At 45.5% G+C, this 18,245-nt stretch carries 18 protein-coding genes; 7 read left to right on the forward strand and 11 right to left on the reverse strand.

The window, feature by feature from the left end; all coding sequences use genetic code 11:
• Positions 1–4: 4 nt before the first annotated feature.
• The 6 genes from P8F77_RS10780 to P8F77_RS10805 all read right to left on the reverse strand — a co-directional run bounded on the left by P8F77_RS10780 (position 5) and on the right by P8F77_RS10805 (position 5,156).
• Complete coding sequence (locus P8F77_RS10780) at positions 5–955, reverse strand: hemolysin family protein (protein ID WP_024727253.1); 951 nt, start codon at positions 953–955, stop codon at positions 5–7.
• A gap of 69 nt (positions 956–1,024) precedes the next feature.
• A complete protein-coding gene (locus P8F77_RS10785) occupies positions 1,025–1,372 on the reverse strand; it encodes a type II toxin-antitoxin system PemK/MazF family toxin (protein ID WP_024727252.1) in 348 nt (115 codons plus the stop codon).
• 117 nt (positions 1,373–1,489) lie between these two features.
• Positions 1,490–2,656, reverse strand: coding sequence for an alanine racemase (gene alr / locus P8F77_RS10790; protein WP_024727251.1), 1,167 nt, complete (start codon positions 2,654–2,656; stop codon positions 1,490–1,492).
• Positions 2,640–4,121 (reverse strand): NAD(P)H-hydrate dehydratase, encoded by a 1,482-nt coding sequence (locus P8F77_RS10795; RefSeq protein ID WP_270433322.1) that lies wholly within the window; start codon positions 4,119–4,121, stop codon positions 2,640–2,642. The genes alr and P8F77_RS10795 overlap by 17 nt, the downstream gene beginning before the upstream one ends.
• A complete protein-coding gene (gene acpS, locus P8F77_RS10800; protein ID WP_024727249.1) occupies positions 4,118–4,480 on the reverse strand; it encodes a holo-ACP synthase in 363 nt (120 codons plus the stop codon). The genes P8F77_RS10795 and acpS overlap by 4 nt, the downstream gene beginning before the upstream one ends.
• 16 nt (positions 4,481–4,496) lie before the next feature.
• Positions 4,497–5,156: a redox-sensing transcriptional repressor Rex gene (locus P8F77_RS10805; protein ID WP_024727248.1), complete on the reverse strand. Its 660-nt coding sequence runs from the start codon at positions 5,154–5,156 to the stop codon at positions 4,497–4,499.
• Between the two features lie 152 nt (positions 5,157–5,308).
• Here P8F77_RS10805 and abc-f point away from each other — a divergent pair, with 152 nt between their 5' ends.
• From abc-f to P8F77_RS10835, 6 genes are all read left to right on the forward strand, one after another.
• Positions 5,309–7,219 (forward strand): ribosomal protection-like ABC-F family protein, encoded by a 1,911-nt coding sequence (gene abc-f, locus P8F77_RS10810; RefSeq protein ID WP_287517371.1) that lies wholly within the window; start codon positions 5,309–5,311, stop codon positions 7,217–7,219.
• 67 nt (positions 7,220–7,286) lie between these two features.
• The gene (locus tag P8F77_RS10815) at positions 7,287–8,303 is read left to right on the forward strand and encodes a glycosyltransferase family 2 protein (RefSeq protein WP_024727246.1); all 1,017 of its coding nucleotides are present in this window, start codon (positions 7,287–7,289) and stop codon (positions 8,301–8,303) included.
• A 181-nt stretch (positions 8,304–8,484) separates the two neighbouring features.
• Complete coding sequence (locus P8F77_RS10820; protein WP_270430747.1) at positions 8,485–9,228, forward strand: MerR family transcriptional regulator; 744 nt, start codon at positions 8,485–8,487, stop codon at positions 9,226–9,228.
• Positions 9,229–9,299: 71 nt separating this feature from the next.
• A complete protein-coding gene (locus P8F77_RS10825; RefSeq protein WP_148459726.1) occupies positions 9,300–10,016 on the forward strand; it encodes an ABC transporter ATP-binding protein in 717 nt (238 codons plus the stop codon).
• A 4-nt stretch (positions 10,017–10,020) separates the two neighbouring features.
• On the forward strand, positions 10,021–10,764 hold the full coding sequence (locus tag P8F77_RS10830; RefSeq protein WP_270430749.1) for an ABC transporter permease: 744 nt from the start codon (positions 10,021–10,023) through the stop codon (positions 10,762–10,764).
• Positions 10,765–10,840: 76 nt separating this feature from the next.
• Entirely contained in the window at positions 10,841–11,719 is an 879-nt protein-coding gene (locus tag P8F77_RS10835; protein ID WP_024727242.1) for a S8 family peptidase, read from the forward strand.
• On the opposite strand, the gene hemW is transcribed toward P8F77_RS10835, so the two are convergent.
• The 4 genes from hemW to gpr all read right to left on the reverse strand — a co-directional run bounded on the left by hemW (position 11,714) and on the right by gpr (position 16,742).
• Complete coding sequence (gene hemW / locus P8F77_RS10840) at positions 11,714–12,850, reverse strand: radical SAM family heme chaperone HemW (RefSeq protein ID WP_287517372.1); 1,137 nt, start codon at positions 12,848–12,850, stop codon at positions 11,714–11,716. The two genes, P8F77_RS10835 and hemW, sit on opposite strands and share 6 nt — an antisense overlap.
• A complete protein-coding gene (lepA, locus tag P8F77_RS10845; RefSeq protein ID WP_287517374.1) occupies positions 12,840–14,651 on the reverse strand; it encodes a translation elongation factor 4 in 1,812 nt (603 codons plus the stop codon). The genes hemW and lepA overlap by 11 nt, the downstream gene beginning before the upstream one ends.
• A 102-nt stretch (positions 14,652–14,753) precedes the next feature.
• Positions 14,754–15,869, reverse strand: coding sequence for a stage II sporulation protein P (locus P8F77_RS10850; protein ID WP_024727239.1), 1,116 nt, complete (start codon positions 15,867–15,869; stop codon positions 14,754–14,756).
• Positions 15,870–15,878: 9 nt separating this feature from the next.
• Positions 15,879–16,742, reverse strand: a complete 864-nt coding sequence (gene gpr / locus P8F77_RS10855) for a GPR endopeptidase (RefSeq protein ID WP_024727238.1) — start codon at positions 16,740–16,742, stop codon at positions 15,879–15,881.
• Between the two features lie 198 nt (positions 16,743–16,940).
• Here gpr and rpsT point away from each other — a divergent pair, with 198 nt between their 5' ends.
• Positions 16,941–17,204, forward strand: a complete 264-nt coding sequence (rpsT, locus tag P8F77_RS10860) for a 30S ribosomal protein S20 (RefSeq protein WP_009289501.1) — start codon at positions 16,941–16,943, stop codon at positions 17,202–17,204.
• 61 nt (positions 17,205–17,265) lie between these two features.
• Here the strand turns inward: rpsT and holA are convergent, their stop codons facing one another.
• Positions 17,266–18,243, reverse strand: coding sequence for a DNA polymerase III subunit delta (gene holA, locus P8F77_RS10865; protein ID WP_095142939.1), 978 nt, complete (start codon positions 18,241–18,243; stop codon positions 17,266–17,268).
• Between the last annotated feature and the right edge of the window lie 2 nt (positions 18,244–18,245).

Consider the following 18,245-nt stretch of genomic DNA (forward strand, 5'->3'; position numbering starts at 1 on the left):
GTATTTACTCCTTCTCTGAATCATTTTCTTCTTTTTTTGTATGCTTTTTCTCCACTTTTACCTGTTTGATCACGTTGTCGTGAATATCCACGGATTTAAAAGACCATCCTTCATAAATGATCTCCACTTCTTCTCCCTGTTCCGGAAGATGGCCCAACTGGTCTACCAAAAATCCGCTCAGCGTTTCAATCTCTTCTACTTCAAACTCGATGCCGAGCACTTCCTCGATCTTTTCAAGTCTCGTGCTTCCCCGCATCAGGAAAATATCGGCCCAACCAAGCTTTGTGATCTCCCTGTCTTCCACATCATACTCATCCAGGATATTTCCAACGATCACTTCCAGCATATCTTCCATTGAAACAATGCCTTCTGTCTGACTGTATTCATCCACAACGATCGCCATATGGATCTTTTTTGTCTGCATTTCCTGAAACAACACAGACAGATTCATGGTCTGGTGTACATAGAACGGCTCCCTGGCAATCTCATAGAGCTCCAGATCTTTATTATTTATAAAGGCGTCGATCACATCCTTGAGATACAGGACACCGATGATATGATCGATATCCTCCTCATAGAGAGGAAATCTTGAATATGGCTCATCCAGCATAAAATGCAGGGCTTCTTCCAGAGACATGGTGCAGTCGATCCCATCGATTTTCTTTCTGGAAGTCATGACATCGGTTACATCTTTGTCCCCGAACTCAAAAATATTGGTGATCATCTTGGCTTCATCTTCCAAAATGGCCCCCTGCTCATGCCCCTGGTTGACAATGTTCATGATCTCTTCCTCATATTCATTGTCATTATCGTCATCCGCTTCCCGCTCTGTCTGATCGTTTTGCTTACCCTTGGGCTTATTTTTGCTTTTCGTTCCAATTATGTAGCCGAAGACGGCACCTAATACCAACGTAAGCAGCGGTATCAGGATCATCGCGGCACTTAAATCTTCCATATACATCTCCTTTATTCATCAGTCGTAATAAAATATACCATTTTACGAAGAAAAGGTCAATCTGTCCATCTATGTATCAAGACTTAAACTGATCTTTAATGCCCTGTCAACTTTCTCCAATATAAAACTGTTCAGATGACAGACCTTTTCTCTCAGCCGGCTTTTATCGATCGTCCTGATCTGTTCCAGCAAGATAACCGAATCTTTTTCCAGCTGGCATTTCCTGCAGTCCACCGGCACATGGGTCGGAAGTTTTGCCTTGTTCATCTTGCTCGTGATCGCTGCACAGATGACCGTGGGGCTGTATCGGTTGCCCGCGTCGTTCTGCAAAATAATGACCGGGCGGACGCCTCCTTGTTCTGAGCCGACAACAGGCCTCAAATCCGCATAAAAAATATCTCCTCGCTTAATTACCATAAGCCTAATCACTCTCCATCTCTTTCATAATAGTTTATGAAGAGTATTGACATTTCTTTCAGAAGTATTCAACTTAATCCTATTTTCCAAACGATTTTCGTCCGGCTTTAGAATACCTCAGTCTTCCAGATAGTCCACTGCCTCTTTTGCCTTTCCATCCTGGAAGTATACTCTGGGAACCCTTTTTCCGATCCCGCAGACAAATTCATAGTTAAAGGAACCTGCCAGATCTGCCGCCTCTTCCACCGTGATATTTTTATCTCCGTCTGTCCCTACCAGGGTGACCCGGTCCATGACGCTGACGCCTTCGATATCGGTCACGTCCACCATAAACTGATCCATGCAGATCCTTCCAATAATCGGCGCATACTGTCCCCGGATAATGACCCTTCCCCTGGAAGATAAGGCCCTCGGATAGCCGTCAGCGTAACCTACCGGTATCGTCGCGATCCTGGTCTTCCTGTCCGTAACGAACGTTGAGCCGTAACTGACCCCTTCTCCCGGTCCCACTTCCTTTACATGGATCACATGGCTGATCAGGGAAAGTGCCGGCTTTAAATCAATGGCCGACTTATCCACTTCTTCGGATGGGTACAGTCCATAGGTGATGATGCCGGAGCGCACCATATCCATGCGGCATTCACAAAGGTCCATGATGGCTGCGCTGTTGGAGACGTGCTTGACCGGGATCTTGATCCCTTTTTCTTCAATCTTTGAGACAAACTGATCAAACAGTTCCTTCTGGTGTCTGGCTGATGTCTTCTCCTCCTCGTCCGCACATGCAAAATGAGTAAAAATCCCCTGGATCTTAATATTCGGAAGCTTCCGGATACGCTGTACCTGCCCGACAGATTCTTCCGTGGGCTTAAAACCGATCCTGTTCATTCCGGTATCCACTTTGATATGTATCTTGGCTTCCTTCTTCATCGTAACCGCAAATTTAGAGATCGCCTCCGCCATCTCATAAGAAAATACCGTCTGTTCAATTTCGTGCTGGATCAAAGAAGCATACTGATATTCCGAAGTATATCCAAGAATTAAGATCGGTTTTGTGATCCCCTGTTTTCTCAGTGCGATCCCTTCCTCAATGATCGCCACCGCAAAACCGTCGACGCCGATCTTATTCAATGCCTTCGCCACCGGGACTGCCCCGTGTCCGTAGCCGTCGGCCTTGATCACCGGCATGATCTTTGTATCCGGCCCCACAATTTTCTTTATCTCGCTGATATTTTGGCAGATCGCATCCAGGTCGATGGCTGCATATACTCTATAATATTGATTCATTGCTGATTCCTCCTAAAACACTGCTGACCGCGTCGATGATGTCTGATGCCAGCATGCTGTCGTATCCCAAAATTTCTGCAGCATGGTCTCCTGCAAGCCCGTGGACATAGACGCCCAGAACCGCAGCTTCCAAACATCCCATGCCTCTCCCGAGGAGACTTGCGATCATGCCGCTTAACACGTCTCCGCTCCCCCCTGTGGCCATTCCGTTGTTGCCGCTGCTGTTATAATAAACGGGCCGGTCGGCTGACACTACGAGCGTCGCCGCATCCTTCAGCACAGCAGTGCCGCGGAATCTGTCCGAAAGCCTCTGCCCCGCATCCGTCAAACTTTCTTTCACCTGCTCTGCGGATATTTCAAGAAGCCTTGCAGCTTCCAGGAGATGCGGTGTGAGAACACACCCTGCCGGATAATCGATCTCCATTCCATAACGGCTGACCGTATTCAGGCCGTCGGCATCCAGCAAAAGAGGTTTCTTTCCACACTGTAAAACCTCTTCCAATAATTCTTTGGTCCGCTCTGAGACTCCCATTCCAGGTCCGAATAAGATACAGTCACACCATTCAAGGGCTTTTTTTACATTCTCATATGTTCCGAACAGTACTTCCGGAAGCATAGACTGCAGAATCGGACGGTTGGCTTCACAGGAAATCACCTTTACCAGTCCGCTGCCCATGCGCAGAGCACTCTTTGCCGAAAAAAAAGCAGCCCCTGACATCGTCTCATTTCCTGCTATGATCAGGACTTTTCCGTAGGTGCCCTTGTGAGAATCCGCAAAACGGCCCGGAAGCCTCTTTAGATCTTCCCTGTCGTATGTGAATCCCCCTGCATGCTTCTTTAAAACGGAATCAAAGAAACCTATCTTTTCTACATACAGCCGTCCCGCATATTCTCTTCCCGGATAGAGCAGATGTCCTGCCTTGGGCCCGCCGAACGTCACCGTAGCGTCTGCCCTGACGGCGCATCCAAGGACTTTCCCCGTATCCCCGCTGATGCCGGAGGGAATATCGACCGACATGACTCTGGCTCTGCTTTCATTGATCCTCTCCACAACGGTCCGATATATCCCCGCTATCTCCCTGGAAAGGCCTACGCCGAACATTCCTTCCAAAATCCAGTCATAGCCGTTATAATCTATTTCTTTTTTTTGCTCATACCCAAGACGGGTAAGGATATCATACTGCGTCTTTAAATCTCCGGATGCCTTGGACAGCTCCCCCACGACTGTGAAATCCACAGAATATCCTTCCTCCAGAAGGATTCTGGCCGCAGCCAGCGCATCTCCCCCGTTATTTCCGCATCCTGCCACAGAAAGTATCCTGTCACTTTTTCTGACCGTTTCCATGAGCCTTCGGGCAATTTTTTCGCTGGCCCGCTCCATCAGCACAAGACCCGGCATTCCGATCTGCTGTATGGTCTCTTTATCAACATCCTGCATTTCCTGATTTTTCAAAACATATTTCATAGACACTCTCCTATGACAAAAGCCTGTGCCAGCCCCCCTGTGTTCGTAACCGACACATGAAATTTCGTAATCTGCATATCCGATGCCAGCTTTTCGGCTCTGCCTGTCAGTTTCACATAAGGCGCTCCTTTTGAATCCCGGAACACTCCGATCTCATAGGGCTCCAATCCGAAGAAGCCGGTTCCAAATACTTTGGAAACGGCTTCTTTAACTGCAAAATTACCAGCAAGAGTCGTACTGTTTAAACCTGCGTATGCCAGTTCCTCTTCTGAAAAAATCCGGCTTAGGCGGTTCTTTCTCTCCACCATCTTCTGTACCCGCCCGATTTCTATCAGGTCAGTTCCTATACCGACAATCATGGCGTTCCTCCCGTCTTTACTCCGCGCCCTCGCCGTCTTCCCTGCTGTGAATATTGTAAGTCAGCGTCATGAGACTTTCTGCCAGATGGACATTCTCCACGGTCACACTGTCTGGCAGCGTGAGATCCACAGGAGCAAAGTTCCAAAATCCTTTGATGCCCCAGGACACAAGATCTTTGGCAATCTTCGGCGCCTGGTCCTGCGGAAGCGTGAGGGCTGCGATCTTGATCTCATGATTCTTTATAAACTCTTCCATATCGTCAATATCGTGCACTTCTACTCCGTGCACCGTGATGCCGATCAGCTTCGGATTTACATCGAACAGTGCGATCACCTGAAAACCAATGCTGTTATTGTTGAAATCCTGATAATTGGCCAATGCCTGCCCCAGATTTCCGGCACCGACAATGATCATCTGATTGCTCTTGTCAAGCCCCAGGATCTTGCCGATCTCCACGTAAAGGTTTTCTACATTGTAACCGTATCCCTGCTGCCCGAAACCTCCAAAGTTATTCAGGTCCTGTCGGATCTGGGATGCAGTTACTTTCATTCTCTCGCTCAGCTCTTTGGATGAGATCCTCGTAATATTTTTTGCTTTCAAAGCCCCCAAATAACGGTAATATCTAGGTAATCTCTTTATAACTGCCGGTGATATATTCTTATCCATTGATGACATTATTACCCTCCCACTTATTTTATTAACTACTCAAATTAAATAAATTATATAAGATTGTCTAATAACTGTCAAACTTTTCGGTGCGTTTTTTCAGAAATTATGTTATGCTTAAAAAGAATTTTTACAGCTTAGAAATTTTGAAGGAGTGCACTATGGTTTTATCTTGTCAGAATATACATAAAACATTTGTCGACCAGGAAGTCCTGAAAGGAATTTCCTTTCATATCAATGAGAAGGACCGGCTCGCCGTCATCGGCTTAAACGGCGCCGGAAAGTCCACCCTGCTCAAGATCATCATGGATCAGATGACACCCGACGAAGGGGAGATCCACAAAAAGAAGGACGCCGATATCGGCTATCTCGCACAGCATCAGGACCATACTTCTTCCCGCACCATTTATGAAGAGCTTTTGACCATAAAACAAGATGTGATCGAACTGGACAAAAAACTCCGCTCTCTGGAGCATATGATGAAGCATTTAAGCGGCGCAGAGCTCGAAGAAAAGATGGAGGAATACACCAGGACCACTCATTTATTTGAACAGAAAAACGGTTTTGCCTATGAAAGTGAGATCGCAGGAATCTTAAAAGGACTCGGGTTTAAAGAGGAAGACTTTCAAAAAATGATTGAGACACTGTCCGGAGGACAAAAGACAAGGGTAGCTCTCGGAAAACTTCTGCTGATGAAGCCCGAGATTCTTCTCCTGGATGAGCCTACCAATCATCTGGATGTTGAGTCAATCCAATGGCTGGAAAACTATTTAAGCCACTATGAGGGCGCTGTCATCCTGGTCTCCCATGACCGGTATTTCCTGGACAAGATCGTCAACAAGGTGATGGAGATCGAGGCGGGGCATGCGATGCTCTTTGACGGCAACTACACTTCTTTTATTAAGAAAAGGGATCAGGTAAAGGCGATCCGCTTAAAGGAGTACGAAAACCAGCAGCAGGAGATCCGGCACCAGAAGGCGGTCATCGAAAAACTAAAGCAGTTTAACCGGGAAAAATCCATCCGCCGGGCCGAGAGCCGTGAAAAGATGCTGAACAAAATTGATGTCATCGAAAAGCCTGTGGAGATCGACGGGAAAATGCGCTTTGCTATCGAACCGTCGGTTGTCAGCGGAAACGATGTCTTAACGGTGGAACATCTGGAAAAAAGTTTCGGGCCGCATACGCTGTTTTCCGATATAAATTTTGAAATATTCCGCGGCGAGCGCGTGGCATTGATCGGCGCCAATGGAACCGGAAAGACTACGATGTTGAAAATCATCTGCAAACAAATGCCTAAAAACAAAGGACTGATCAGGCTCGGTTCCCAAGTATCCATCGGATATTACGACCAGGCACAGGACAACCTGCATCCGGATAAGACAATCTTCGAGGAGATATCTGATTCCTTTCCGGAACTGACCAACACAAAAATCAGAAATACACTGGCCGCTTTCCTTTTTAAGGGAGAAGATGTATTTAAACTTGTTTCTTCCTTAAGCGGTGGGGAAAAGGGGCGGGTATCTCTTGCGAAACTTATGTTATCCCATGCCAATTTCCTGATTCTTGACGAGCCTACCAACCACTTGGACATTCACTCCAAGGAAATCCTGGAATCCGCCCTGACCCAATACACAGGCACGGTTCTTTACGTATCCCATGACCGGTATTTCATAAACAAAACGGCTACAAGAATTCTTGAACTCTCTCCGAAAGACGGTCTTCACTCTTATCCGGGTGACTACCAGCACTATCTTTTAGAAAAGGAAAAGGAAGGCACGAAAGAGGTACAGGATGCTGAAACTGAGTCTGTATCCGATACGAAGCTGATCTGGCAGAAGCAAAAGGAGAAAGACGCAAAACGGCGGAAAAGAGAAAACCGCCTGAAAAAAATAGAACAGGAAATCGAGGAACTGGAGGCGGAAAACACAAAACTTGACGAAGAAATGTGCCTGCCGGAGAACGCAGTCAATACAAAGAAACTGCTGGAACTCTCCACTGCCAAAGCCCGGAATGAGGAACATCTGGAAACCCTTTATGAAGAATGGGAGACCTTGTCAGAAGAAACCGAGTGAAAATGCCATGGTATTTTTACAAATATTTGTTATAATAGACTAAGTACCATTTTTAGGAGGTAACAAGATGAAATTAATATCGTTTGCTGTGCCATGCTATAATTCCCAGGAATATATGAGACACTGCATAGATACATTGTTGACCGGAGGTGACAAAGTTGAGATCCTCATCATCGACGATGGTTCCACGGACAATACCGGCATGATCGCCGATGAATATGAAAACAAATATCCCGGTATCTGCCGGGCGATCCATCAAAAGAACAAAGGCCACGGCGGTGCGGTAAACACTGGTATCGCTCATGCCAAAGGGATTTATTTTAAGGTCGTGGACAGTGATGACTGGGTCAGCGAACATGCTTATGAAGAAATCTTCAATCAATTAGAGACATTTTACCGTCAGGGAACCATCATAGACATGTTTATGTCCAACTATGTCTATGAGAAACAGGGTGTAAAGAGAAAAACCGTGATTCATTACCGCCATACGATCCCGGTTGAACAGATTTTTACATGGGACGATGTAAAGCGTTTTCCTCTGAGCCAGTACATTCTCATGCACTCCGTCATTTACCGTACTTCTCTTCTCCATGAGTGCCGCCTGTGCCTGCCGGAACATACTTTTTATGTAGACAACCTTTACGTTTTCAAACCGCTTCCATATGTGAAGACCATTTACTATCTGGATGTAAATTTTTACCGCTACTTCATCGGAAGGGACGACCAGTCTGTCAACGAAGCCAATATGATCAAACGGATCGACCAGCAGTTTTTTGTCACCAAAGCCATGATCGATTATATGAGCAGCTTTGAACTGGTGAACAAGCCGTTATACCGCTACATGAAACACTATCTGAGTATCATCATGACTGTGTCATCTGTCATTGCCATCAAATCCGGCATACCGGAGCATCTTCAGATGAAAAAAGAACTCTGGAAGTACCTGAAATCAAAAAATACAAAACTGTACCGCCAGATCCGGGGCTCTCTTGTTGGAAATGCAGTCAATCTCCCGGGCTATGGAGGCCGGAAAGTTGTCATCGCAGCTTACAAAGCAGCCCGGAAGTTCATTGGATTTAATTAAACGGACATGTCTGCCGGCGCAGACATCCCCAATCAGATCAGATAAAAATGACATTGGAAACAATAAAACCAATGTCATTTTTTATTCCATAAGAAAATTATAATGTGAAATCCAAAACCCTCCACTATATCACCATACTTCTGATCTGTGTTATTCTAAAGCTATGAATGGAGGTTTTTTCATGAAAACTTATAAAACATCTGAGGTTGCAAAACTCATAGGAATTCATCCCAATACCGTCCGGCTGTACGAAAAAGCGGGACTGATCCCAAAACCGGAGCGGCAGAACAATGGATACCGCATTTTTACCGATCTCCATATCGAACAGTTCCGACTGGCCCGTCTGGCTTTTCAAATGGAGGTACTGCAAAACGGGCTGAGGAAAAAGGCTGTCCAGATCGTAAAAACAGCGGCATCCTGTGATTTTTCCAAGGCTCTGGTACTGGCAGAAGAATACCTGGCACAGATCAGAAAGGAACACGCCAATGCCGAAGAGGCAGTTGAAATTGTAACAGAGATTTTAGCCGGAGAATCACAGGAACATACTCATCCCATGAAACGCAGGGAAGTATCCCGGTATCTCGGCATTTCTATGGATGCTCTGAGAAATTGGGAAATGAACGGCCTTTTGACTGTAAAACGCAGGCAAAATGGCTATCGCATATATACGAGTCAGGATATACAGAGGCTCAAAATCATTCGCTCCCTGCGGTGTGCAAATTATTCTTTGGAGTCTATTCTGCGTCTGCTCGGCCACCTGTCAAAAAATCCCGGGATTGATATCAAAGAAGTTTTGGATACTCCCAATAAGGATGACGAAATTATTGCTGTGTGCGACAAACTGGTTACTTCTCTACGGACTGCCGAGAATAATGCCCTGGAAATGATATGCAAACTGAAAAGAATGAAAAAACAATTTTCTTAAACCCTCCACTTTACCACCAATGTTTCCGTTGGTGGTATTCTTTTTTTATACAAAAAAAGGAGGTATCCTTCATGAATGAAGTGATAAAATCAGAAAAATTATGTAAAACCTATAACAAAACGCCTGCGGCAGACAATATCAGTTTATCCGTAAAGCGCGGAACGGTTTTCGGCCTGATCGGGGCCAATGGTGCAGGCAAGAGCACAACGATTGAATGCATTTTAGGTACAAAGACGGCAGACAGCGGAGAAATATCCATTCTGGGAATGAATCCGCAGACATCCAGAAAGCAGCTGTTTCAAAAGGTAGGAGTCCAATTTCAGGAGGCAACTTATCAGGATAATATCACCGTTTCGGAACTTTGTGAAGTTACCGCTGCCCTCTATCAGGAATCCGCAGATCCAGAAAAATTACTGCAAAAGTTTGGAATTGCCGGCAAAGCAAAAAGCCAGATCAAAGATTTATCCGGCGGCGAAAGGCAGAGACTTTTTGTTATACTTGCACTCATACCCAATCCTGAAGTTGTCTTCTTGGACGAGCTGACGACCGGGCTGGACGCTAGGGCCAGACGACAAGTGTGGAATATACTCTCCTCACTCAAGGAAAATGGACTGACGATTTTCCTGACGTCCCATTTTATGGATGAGATCGAGAACCTGTGTGACTGTATCTGTATTTTAAAAAAAGGAAAAATCATATTTTACGGTACGGTGGCGGAGGCAGTTGAATCGAGTCCTTTTGATCATTTTGAAGACGCTTATCTTTGGTATACAGACGAGGAGGAATGAATCCATGAAAACTTTTAAGACAATGCTGAAAACAGAATTAAAATTATCTCTGAGAGGAATGGATATGTTTATATTTGCGATCTGTGTGCCTCTTGTGGTACTGGCAGTTATAGGAATTATTTATGGAGACAGGCCCGCATTCGGCGGTGCCGGATACTCTTTCCTGGAACAGTCGTTCGGAGCCGTCACCACCATATCCATCTGTGCGGGAGGTGTGATGGGACTGCCGCTGGTCGTCTCTGATTATCGGAGCAAGGGTATATTAAAGCGCTACAAGGTTACGCCGGTCAGCCCTTCCATGATCTTAGCGGTACAGGTGACAATTTATACTTTATATGCGGCTGTTTCTCTGGTCCTTCTTTATACCGAAGCAGTCGTTTTCTTTGGATATCAGTTCCGCGGATCTTTTGTGAGTTTTCTGGGATGTTATCTCCTGGTCATTGTGTCTATGTTCAGTATCGGCATGTTGGTAGGCGGTATTGCTCCGAATACTAAGATAGCGAGTGTCGCTGCGAGTCTGCTGTACTTTCCGATGCTGATTTTTTCAGGCGCAACGCTGCCCTATGAAATCATGCCCAAAGTGCTGCAGAAAGCTGCAGACATCATGCCGCTGACCCAGGGAATCAAGCTGCTGAAAGCCGCTTCTCTGGGAGAAGAATTTGGCAGTGTTATTGTTCCGGTTGTCACCATCGTCTGCATCGCAGTAATCTGTACCTCTGCCGCCCTCAAATTCTTTCAGTGGGAATAGCCTGCGCAAAATGTCATGTCTTTTCTGTATTTTGGGCGTATCTTATACTATAACACTTATTAGGAGACAGTATTTTATGAAGCTTATATCACAGATAATCCATGCGGATATCGCCCATAAACATGGCTTCCTGGGGAAGAATATAGGGATTGCCTTCCTGGATACCGGTATCTATCCCCATAAAGAATTTTATCCGGCCGATCAGCGGATCGCCGGATTCATAGATTATGTACACCACAGATCATATCCTTATGACGACAATGGACACGGAACCCATATCACGGGTATTGCCGCATCTGCAAGCTGCGGCATTGCACCTGCAGCACATATCATTTCCCTCAAAGTCCTGGATGCTCTGGGCAACGGAAATCAGCGCACTTTCCTAAACGGACTGTCCTGGATCCACCATTTTCACAAGCAGTATGGAATCCGGATTGTAAACATATCCATCGGCACTCCTGCCTCCGGAAGCGATGAAGCTGCCAATGCGATTGTGAAGCAGGTCAATCAGCTGTGGGATGACGGGCTGGTCGTCTGCATCGCCAGCGGAAATAATGGCCCCAGGGATAATACCATCACCGCACCGGGCAACAGCCGTAAGATCATTACCGTAGGTTCCAGTGACGATGCCAGCCGTCCCATGGGATCTCAGCGCTTTGCAAAGAATTATTCCAGCAGGGGGCCTACCTCTTCCTGTGTCATGAAGCCGGACGTAGTAGCTCCCGGAACAAATATTTATTCCTGCGGCCTGAACGGAGGACACAGCATCAAGAGCGGCACTTCTATGGCAACACCGGCAGTTTCCGGAGCCATCGCCCTGCTTTTGGAGCGGTATCCGTATTATACGAACAAAGATGTAAAAATGAAACTGCGGTACAATTGTGACAAACTTTCCACTCCGAGAAATCATCAGGGATGGGGACAGATCAACGTTCAGAAACTTCTGGATCTATAAAAGAAACTCCATCATTACCTGATTGCTTAAAAACAGGGCCTGTTGCGGGATCCAAATTCTTTCGGCATCCTGTTTTAACAGACCTTTTCCAGAGAGTTCTTGGATAGGTTTCCGGTAAACATCCAGGATACCTGTCCCGAACCGCTTGGAAAATTCCATTTTTGAGATCCCCTTTGTCATCCGAAGTCCCAAAAACATATACTCTTCCATCTCTTCTTTTTTGGACAGCTCGTTCTCTTTTTCAAATATGCCGCCGAAATCTGATAATGACAAATACTCTTCCATATCTGCCGGATTTGCAAAGCGTTTTTTCCCAATATAAGAAGATGCCGCCAGACCAAATCCCAGGTATGGTTTTCCTGTCCAGTACCCGCAGTTATGCCTGCATTCATATCCCGGTCTGGCATAGTTGGACAGTTCATACCTTTCATAGCCTAAGGTATGAAGGATCGCTTCCGTCCTTTCGTACATGGCAGCGTCTTCATCTTCCGTCGGCAGGAGATCATCCAGCCCCTTCTTTTCATAGAAAGGTGTCCCTGCTTCGATGATCAGGCTGTAAACCGAGAAATGTTCCGGCTCAAGTTCTGCAGTTTTTAACAGGGTCTGCTCCATCGTTTCCATTGTCTGCATAGGGATCGCATTCATCAGATCCACATTGATATTTTGGAATCCGCAGTCCCGGGCTTCATAAAATCCCGAGACAAAATCCTCAAATGTATGAATCCGGCCCAGCATATTTAATTCTTCTTTCCTGGCACTCTGAAGTCCGAAACTGATCCTGTTGATCCCACAGCTTTGGTAGACCGAAAGTTTTTCTCTTGTGACAGTGCCGGGATTGGCTTCGATCGTGCACTCCATAGTTTCTGCACAGGAAAAAGAATCTCTGACCGTATTCATCAAAGATTCTATCTGCACTGCCGGAATCAGAGATGGAGTTCCTCCTCCGATGAATACCGTGCTCACTGACGGACTTTGGAGACGTCTTCCCCAATACAGGATTTCCTGCTGAAGCTTTCGTATATAGATACTGATGTCATCATCTCCGGCCGGAAACGAACAGAAATCACAATAATTGCATTTTCTTTTGCAGAACGGTATATGAAGGTACAGTTCGAGTTCTCTAGTCTTCATCTAATTTCAGCACACTCATGAATGCTTCCTGCGGAATTTCTACATTTCCCACCTGCCGCATCCGTTTCTTTCCCTGTTTCTGTTTCTCCAGAAGTTTCCGCTTTCTGGAAATATCTCCGCCATAGCATTTGGCCAGCACATCTTTCCGCATGGCTTTTACTGTCTCCCTGGCAATGATCTTGCTGCCCACTGCCGCCTGTATCGGGATCTCAAATAAATGCCTTGGTATTTCTTCCTTCAGCTTGGAACACATTTTTCTTCCCCTCTCGTAAGCTGTCTCGGCATGAACGATGAAGGACAGTGCATCCACTTCTTCTTTGTTGATCAGGATATCCAGTTTCACGAGCTCTGATCTCTGATATCCCTTCATCTCATAATCCAGAGATGCATATCCCCTGGACCGTGATTTCAGGGCATCGAAAAAGTCATAAATGATTTCGTTAAGTGGAAGTTCATACCTTAAAACAGCCCGTCCCTCCTCGATATATTCCATTCCAATATAAACGCCTCTGCGTTCCTGGCATAGCCCCATGATCGCTCCCACATAATCGGATGTGACCATGATCTCAGCAGATACGATCGGTTCTTCCATATAATCGATCTGAGACGGGTCCGGAAGGTTGGAAGGATTGGTCAGTTCGGCCATCGTACCGTCCGTCTTATATACCCGGTAAACAACGCCCGGTGCAGTAGTCACCAGATCCAGATTGTATTCCCGTTCCAAACGTTCCTGAATGATCTCCAGGTGCAAAAGCCCCAGGAATCCACAGCGGAATCCGAATCCAAGTGCCACCGATGTCTCCGGCTCAAACTGTAGTGAGGCATCATTCAGCTGTAACTTTTCCAGGGCATCCCGAAGGTCCGGATACTTGGCTCCGTCGGTCGGATAAAGCCCGCAGAATACCATTGGATTTACTTTTTTATAACCTGGAAGCGGGTCGCTGCATGGATTGTCTGCATCCGTGATCGTATCTCCGACCGTGGTATCCTGGACATTCTTAAGACTGGCCGTCACATATCCTACCATGCCGGCGCTGAGTTCTTCCGACGGGATGAACTGTCCCGCGCCGAAGATGCCGACTTCCACTACCTCAGCCACCGCGCCGGATGCCATCATCTTCATCTTTGTTCCTGGCCGGATAGTGCCCTCTTTGATTCTTGCAAAAATAATAACTCCTTTGTAGGCATCATAAATACTGTCAAAGATCAGTCCCTGCAGCGGTCCCTCAGGATCACCGGACGGCGCCGGAATCTTCATTACGATCTGTTCCAGCACATCCTCGATGTTGATTCCGTTCTTTGCCGAAATCAGTGGTGCATCCTCAGCTTCAATGCCAATGACATCTTCAATTTCTGTCTTTACTCTCTCCGGATCTGCGCTCGGAAGATCGATCTTATTGATGACCGGCATGATTTCCAGGTCATGGTCCAGGGCAAGATAAACATTTGCCAAAGTCTGCGCCTCGATGCCCTGCGCGGCATCTACCACAAGAACAGCTCCTTCGCAGGCCGCCAGGCTCCTGGAAACTTCATAGTTGAAATCCACATGCCCCGGCGTGTCTATCAGGTTGAAAATATACTCCTCACCATCCTCTGCCTTGTATACAATACGGACCGCCTGTGATTTAATCGTGATCCCGCGTTCCCTCTCCAGGTCCATATTGTCCAGCACCTGTTCCTGCATCTCTCTGTCAGTCAGGGTGTCTGTTTTTTGAATGATACGGTCTGCCAATGTGGACTTACCGTGATCTATATGCGCAATAATACAAAAATTGCGGATTTTACTCTGATCGATTGCCATAGTTTCCTCCTGTTGCAAATAAACATATTCGATTCAGTATAGCAAAAAAAAGGCTGAAAGTCCATTTCAACCTTTTTCTTTGCTTATATTTATGTAGGTCCTCTAAGGGTATAACACATCATTTAAAATTTCTGCCAGCGGTTTCATTGCATTTTTAGCCTGCTTTACTGTATTGTTTTGAGCACCCAACTCAATCAGAAGACTCCTTCCCCTGTAATGCAGATTATAACGGTATCCCTTGATGTAAATCTTCCTGGTAAGACCCGGATATTTTTTCATTGCCTCCGCCTGAAGCTGCAGGCTGAACGCCAGATTCGTCTTCTTGTTCGGATTTTTCAGGTATTTGATATCTCCATTTTTGGCAGTCCGGCTGATGCCGTTAAAAAACATAAACTGAGCCATTTCCACCCCATTTTGTTTTGAAACCAGTTTTGTACTCTCTTTCACTCCGTCCCGGTGCAGATCGATCACCACCTGGATACTCGGATATTTTTTAAGATATCTCTCAACAGAGGCCGCCGCATAATAATATGCTTTCGACCGGTCTTCCTTTCCGTTTTTTACATCGTAAATCCCTCTGTCATGTATCACATTGATCCCATATTGTTCTTTCAGGAGTTTTGTTAGAACATCTCCGGCTCCTATGACAGTGTCTGACTTTTCTCCTTTCCTGCTGTCCTTATAAGCTTCACTGCCGTGAGTGTGAAAGATCAAAATCTGGGGCTGCTTTGATTTCTTCAGGGAAAGGTCCTTATTTAAAAGAACCTTTCCATTGATCTCACTGTTCGTCACCATCGTAGTGCTGTCTACCTGATAAATATATTTTCTTAAATAATTCGGATCGTTCCACTTTTTACTGTTGAACACGGTCTTCTTCGCCGGAACTTCATCTACCCGGACTCCGCTCTGTTCATTATCCTCCAGATCATAGAACTGATTTTTTACTAAATCGGAACTTTTAACCTCGGAATAATTTTCACTGTAACAGATAGACGGCACAATGTCATTCCGGTAGGTCGTTATGATTTTATTCAGCACTGATCCGTAAATCGGCTGGCCGCCGCTGTGATAGGACGGAATCAGCTCATTTACTGCTTTTAGATAATAATTCTGGACAGCCGTGGACACCATGTCCGGATGTCCGGAAAAAAAACGGATTCCCATGATAAGGAAGACGGCAAACAAGACGCATCCCGCTGCTCTTCTCTTTTTTCCCATATCATCATTTTATTCAGCTTTTATATGATTATGCAGTAAATGATTAATTCCCTCTGAAATTGTGTAACTGATTCTCTTAATGGATTCGTCAATATTTTTCGGTGTCACATGCATGGAAGTAAAATCCTCGTCAAGCATTTCCAAAATATCTCCGTTATCCGACTCATTCCCCACAATATCACTGATGATAGCGGGAACAGAGATGACCGTCGGAACACCTATGGCAAGGACCGGGATTCCGACTGTTCTCTCTGTGATCTCATTTCTGTGATTTCCCACCCCGGACCCCGGTGCAATTCCGGTATCACTGATCTGGATCGTCTTATTCAGCCTGGAAGAACTCCTGGCTGCCAGGGCATCCACGGCGATCAACAGATCCGGCTGGATCTTGGCTGCCAGGGCCTCCAGCACTTCTGAAGTTTCAATACCGGTCTGTGCCATAACTCCCGGTGCGATCGCACTGAGTTCCATCGCATCTTTTAGATAACCTTCTCTTTTCAGATGCCGGGTAATCCAGAGATTATTTACAACCTTAGGTCCGAGAGAATCGGCCGTAACCTCAGAATTTCCAAGGCCTGCCACAAACACCTTTGCATTTCTTGGAATCATTTCTTTTAAGTTCAAATACAAAGCCTCGCTCATCTCTTTGTGGTAGCTGCCGTCGTTTGCCGACAAGTCCTTTGCCTCAATCGTTATATACTGACCCATAGGTTTTCCAAGTACCTGTTCGCCCTCTTTGTCTTTGATCGTGATCCTCGTCTCTTTGATCTGATTGGAGGCATCGATTCTGGTTTTCATGGAAACCCCTTTTAATCTGGATTCTTCCTCTGCTTCTTCTTTCAGTTCTAACGCTAAGTCTGTTCTGTTCTGCATCCTTATTCTCCTTTCTTCCTGTCCTTAGTATGAAAAGAATCCAAAAAAAATATGTAAAAACAGGAACTTTTGCATTGACAGATCGGACAGACTTCTATAAAATAGAGAAGTATGTTTATAGAAGCTATTACCGTGTCTCGCTTCGAAGTAAACACCGAACGAAAAGATAAGTACAATTATTATATGGAGGTGCCCACATTGGCAAATATCAAATCTGCAAAGAAGAGAATTCTTGTAATCAACACAAAGACAGAAAGAAACAAAGCGATTAAAACAAAAGTAAAAACATATATCAAAAACGTAGAAGCAGCTGTTGCCGCAGGAGACAAAACTGCTGCAAACGAAGCGTTAACAGCATGTATCTCAGAGATCAACAAAGCAGCATCCAAAGGAATTTTCCACAAGAACACTGCTGCAAGAAAGGTTTCCCGCCTGACAAAAGCTGTCAATTCTGTAGCTTAATTTTCAAAATGAATCTATAAAAAAAGAGCTAACCGTCAGCTCTTTTTTTATTACTTATTTATTACTTACTGAATTCTACGAGCAGCAGTTCCACTCCGATCCTGTCCGTGATTTTTCCGGTCTTGATCCCTTCATCTGTGACTGCACATTTTTTTATCATCGCATATAATTCTTCTCTTTTAAACAAGCGCACCTGCTGCTTCAGTTTTCCCACTACAAACGGAGGCACTTTCAGTTCTTTCGCCATCTCCCCCTGGGATTTGCCGGCTTCCAGAAGCGACTGGGTCTGTAAAAGCTGGTTGCACTGTCTCACCAGCAGAGCCAGTATCCCGAAAGGGGATTCCTTAAGTTCGATCAAATCATAATAGAGCTTTAAAACGGTATCCCGCTGTTTTTTTGCGATGGCTTCCAGCATGACAAAGATCTGATTGGTCGTCTGGGCTGTGGTCAGGGCCTCCAGATCTTCTGAACCGATGACCTCTCTGCCCTTCGTATAGGCAATCAATTTCTCCAGCTCATTTTTTATTGTAAACATATCCTGCCCGGTCTTATAAAGAAACAGCTGAATATCTTTCTGAGTCATTTTTTTTTGTTCTTTTTTCAGCATCTGGGCAACCCACAGGATCAGGTCTTTTTCCTTCGGCGTCTCAAAAGATACCGCACAGCCTTCTTTATTGATATACTTATAGATTTTTGACCTCTTGTCCACTTCATCTTCAATGATTAAAAGAATCGTAGTCTCCGGGATTTCCTTGAGCGCACTCAAAAAATCATCGTTGCTTTTCTTCCCAAGTTCTGTCTGATCCAGTACCAGGAGGCGGTAATCATTAAAAAAGGGCATTGTCTGTATCAGTTCTAAAATTTCCGGAAGGTCCGTCTTTTTTCCTTCAAAATAGGAGTAATTCATCGTATCCCCGGATGGAATCAGCGCCTCTTTTAACTTGTCCCGCGTCTGGGCTGCCAGATACTTTTCTTTTCCATAAAACAAATATAGGTTCTGATACTTCTGTTCTTTTATATGCTGTAAAACTCTTTTCATTG

It is taken from the genome of Anaerostipes sp. PC18, assembly GCF_039789045.1.
Taxonomy (GTDB): Bacteria; Bacillota; Clostridia; order Lachnospirales; family Lachnospiraceae; genus Anaerostipes; species Anaerostipes hominis.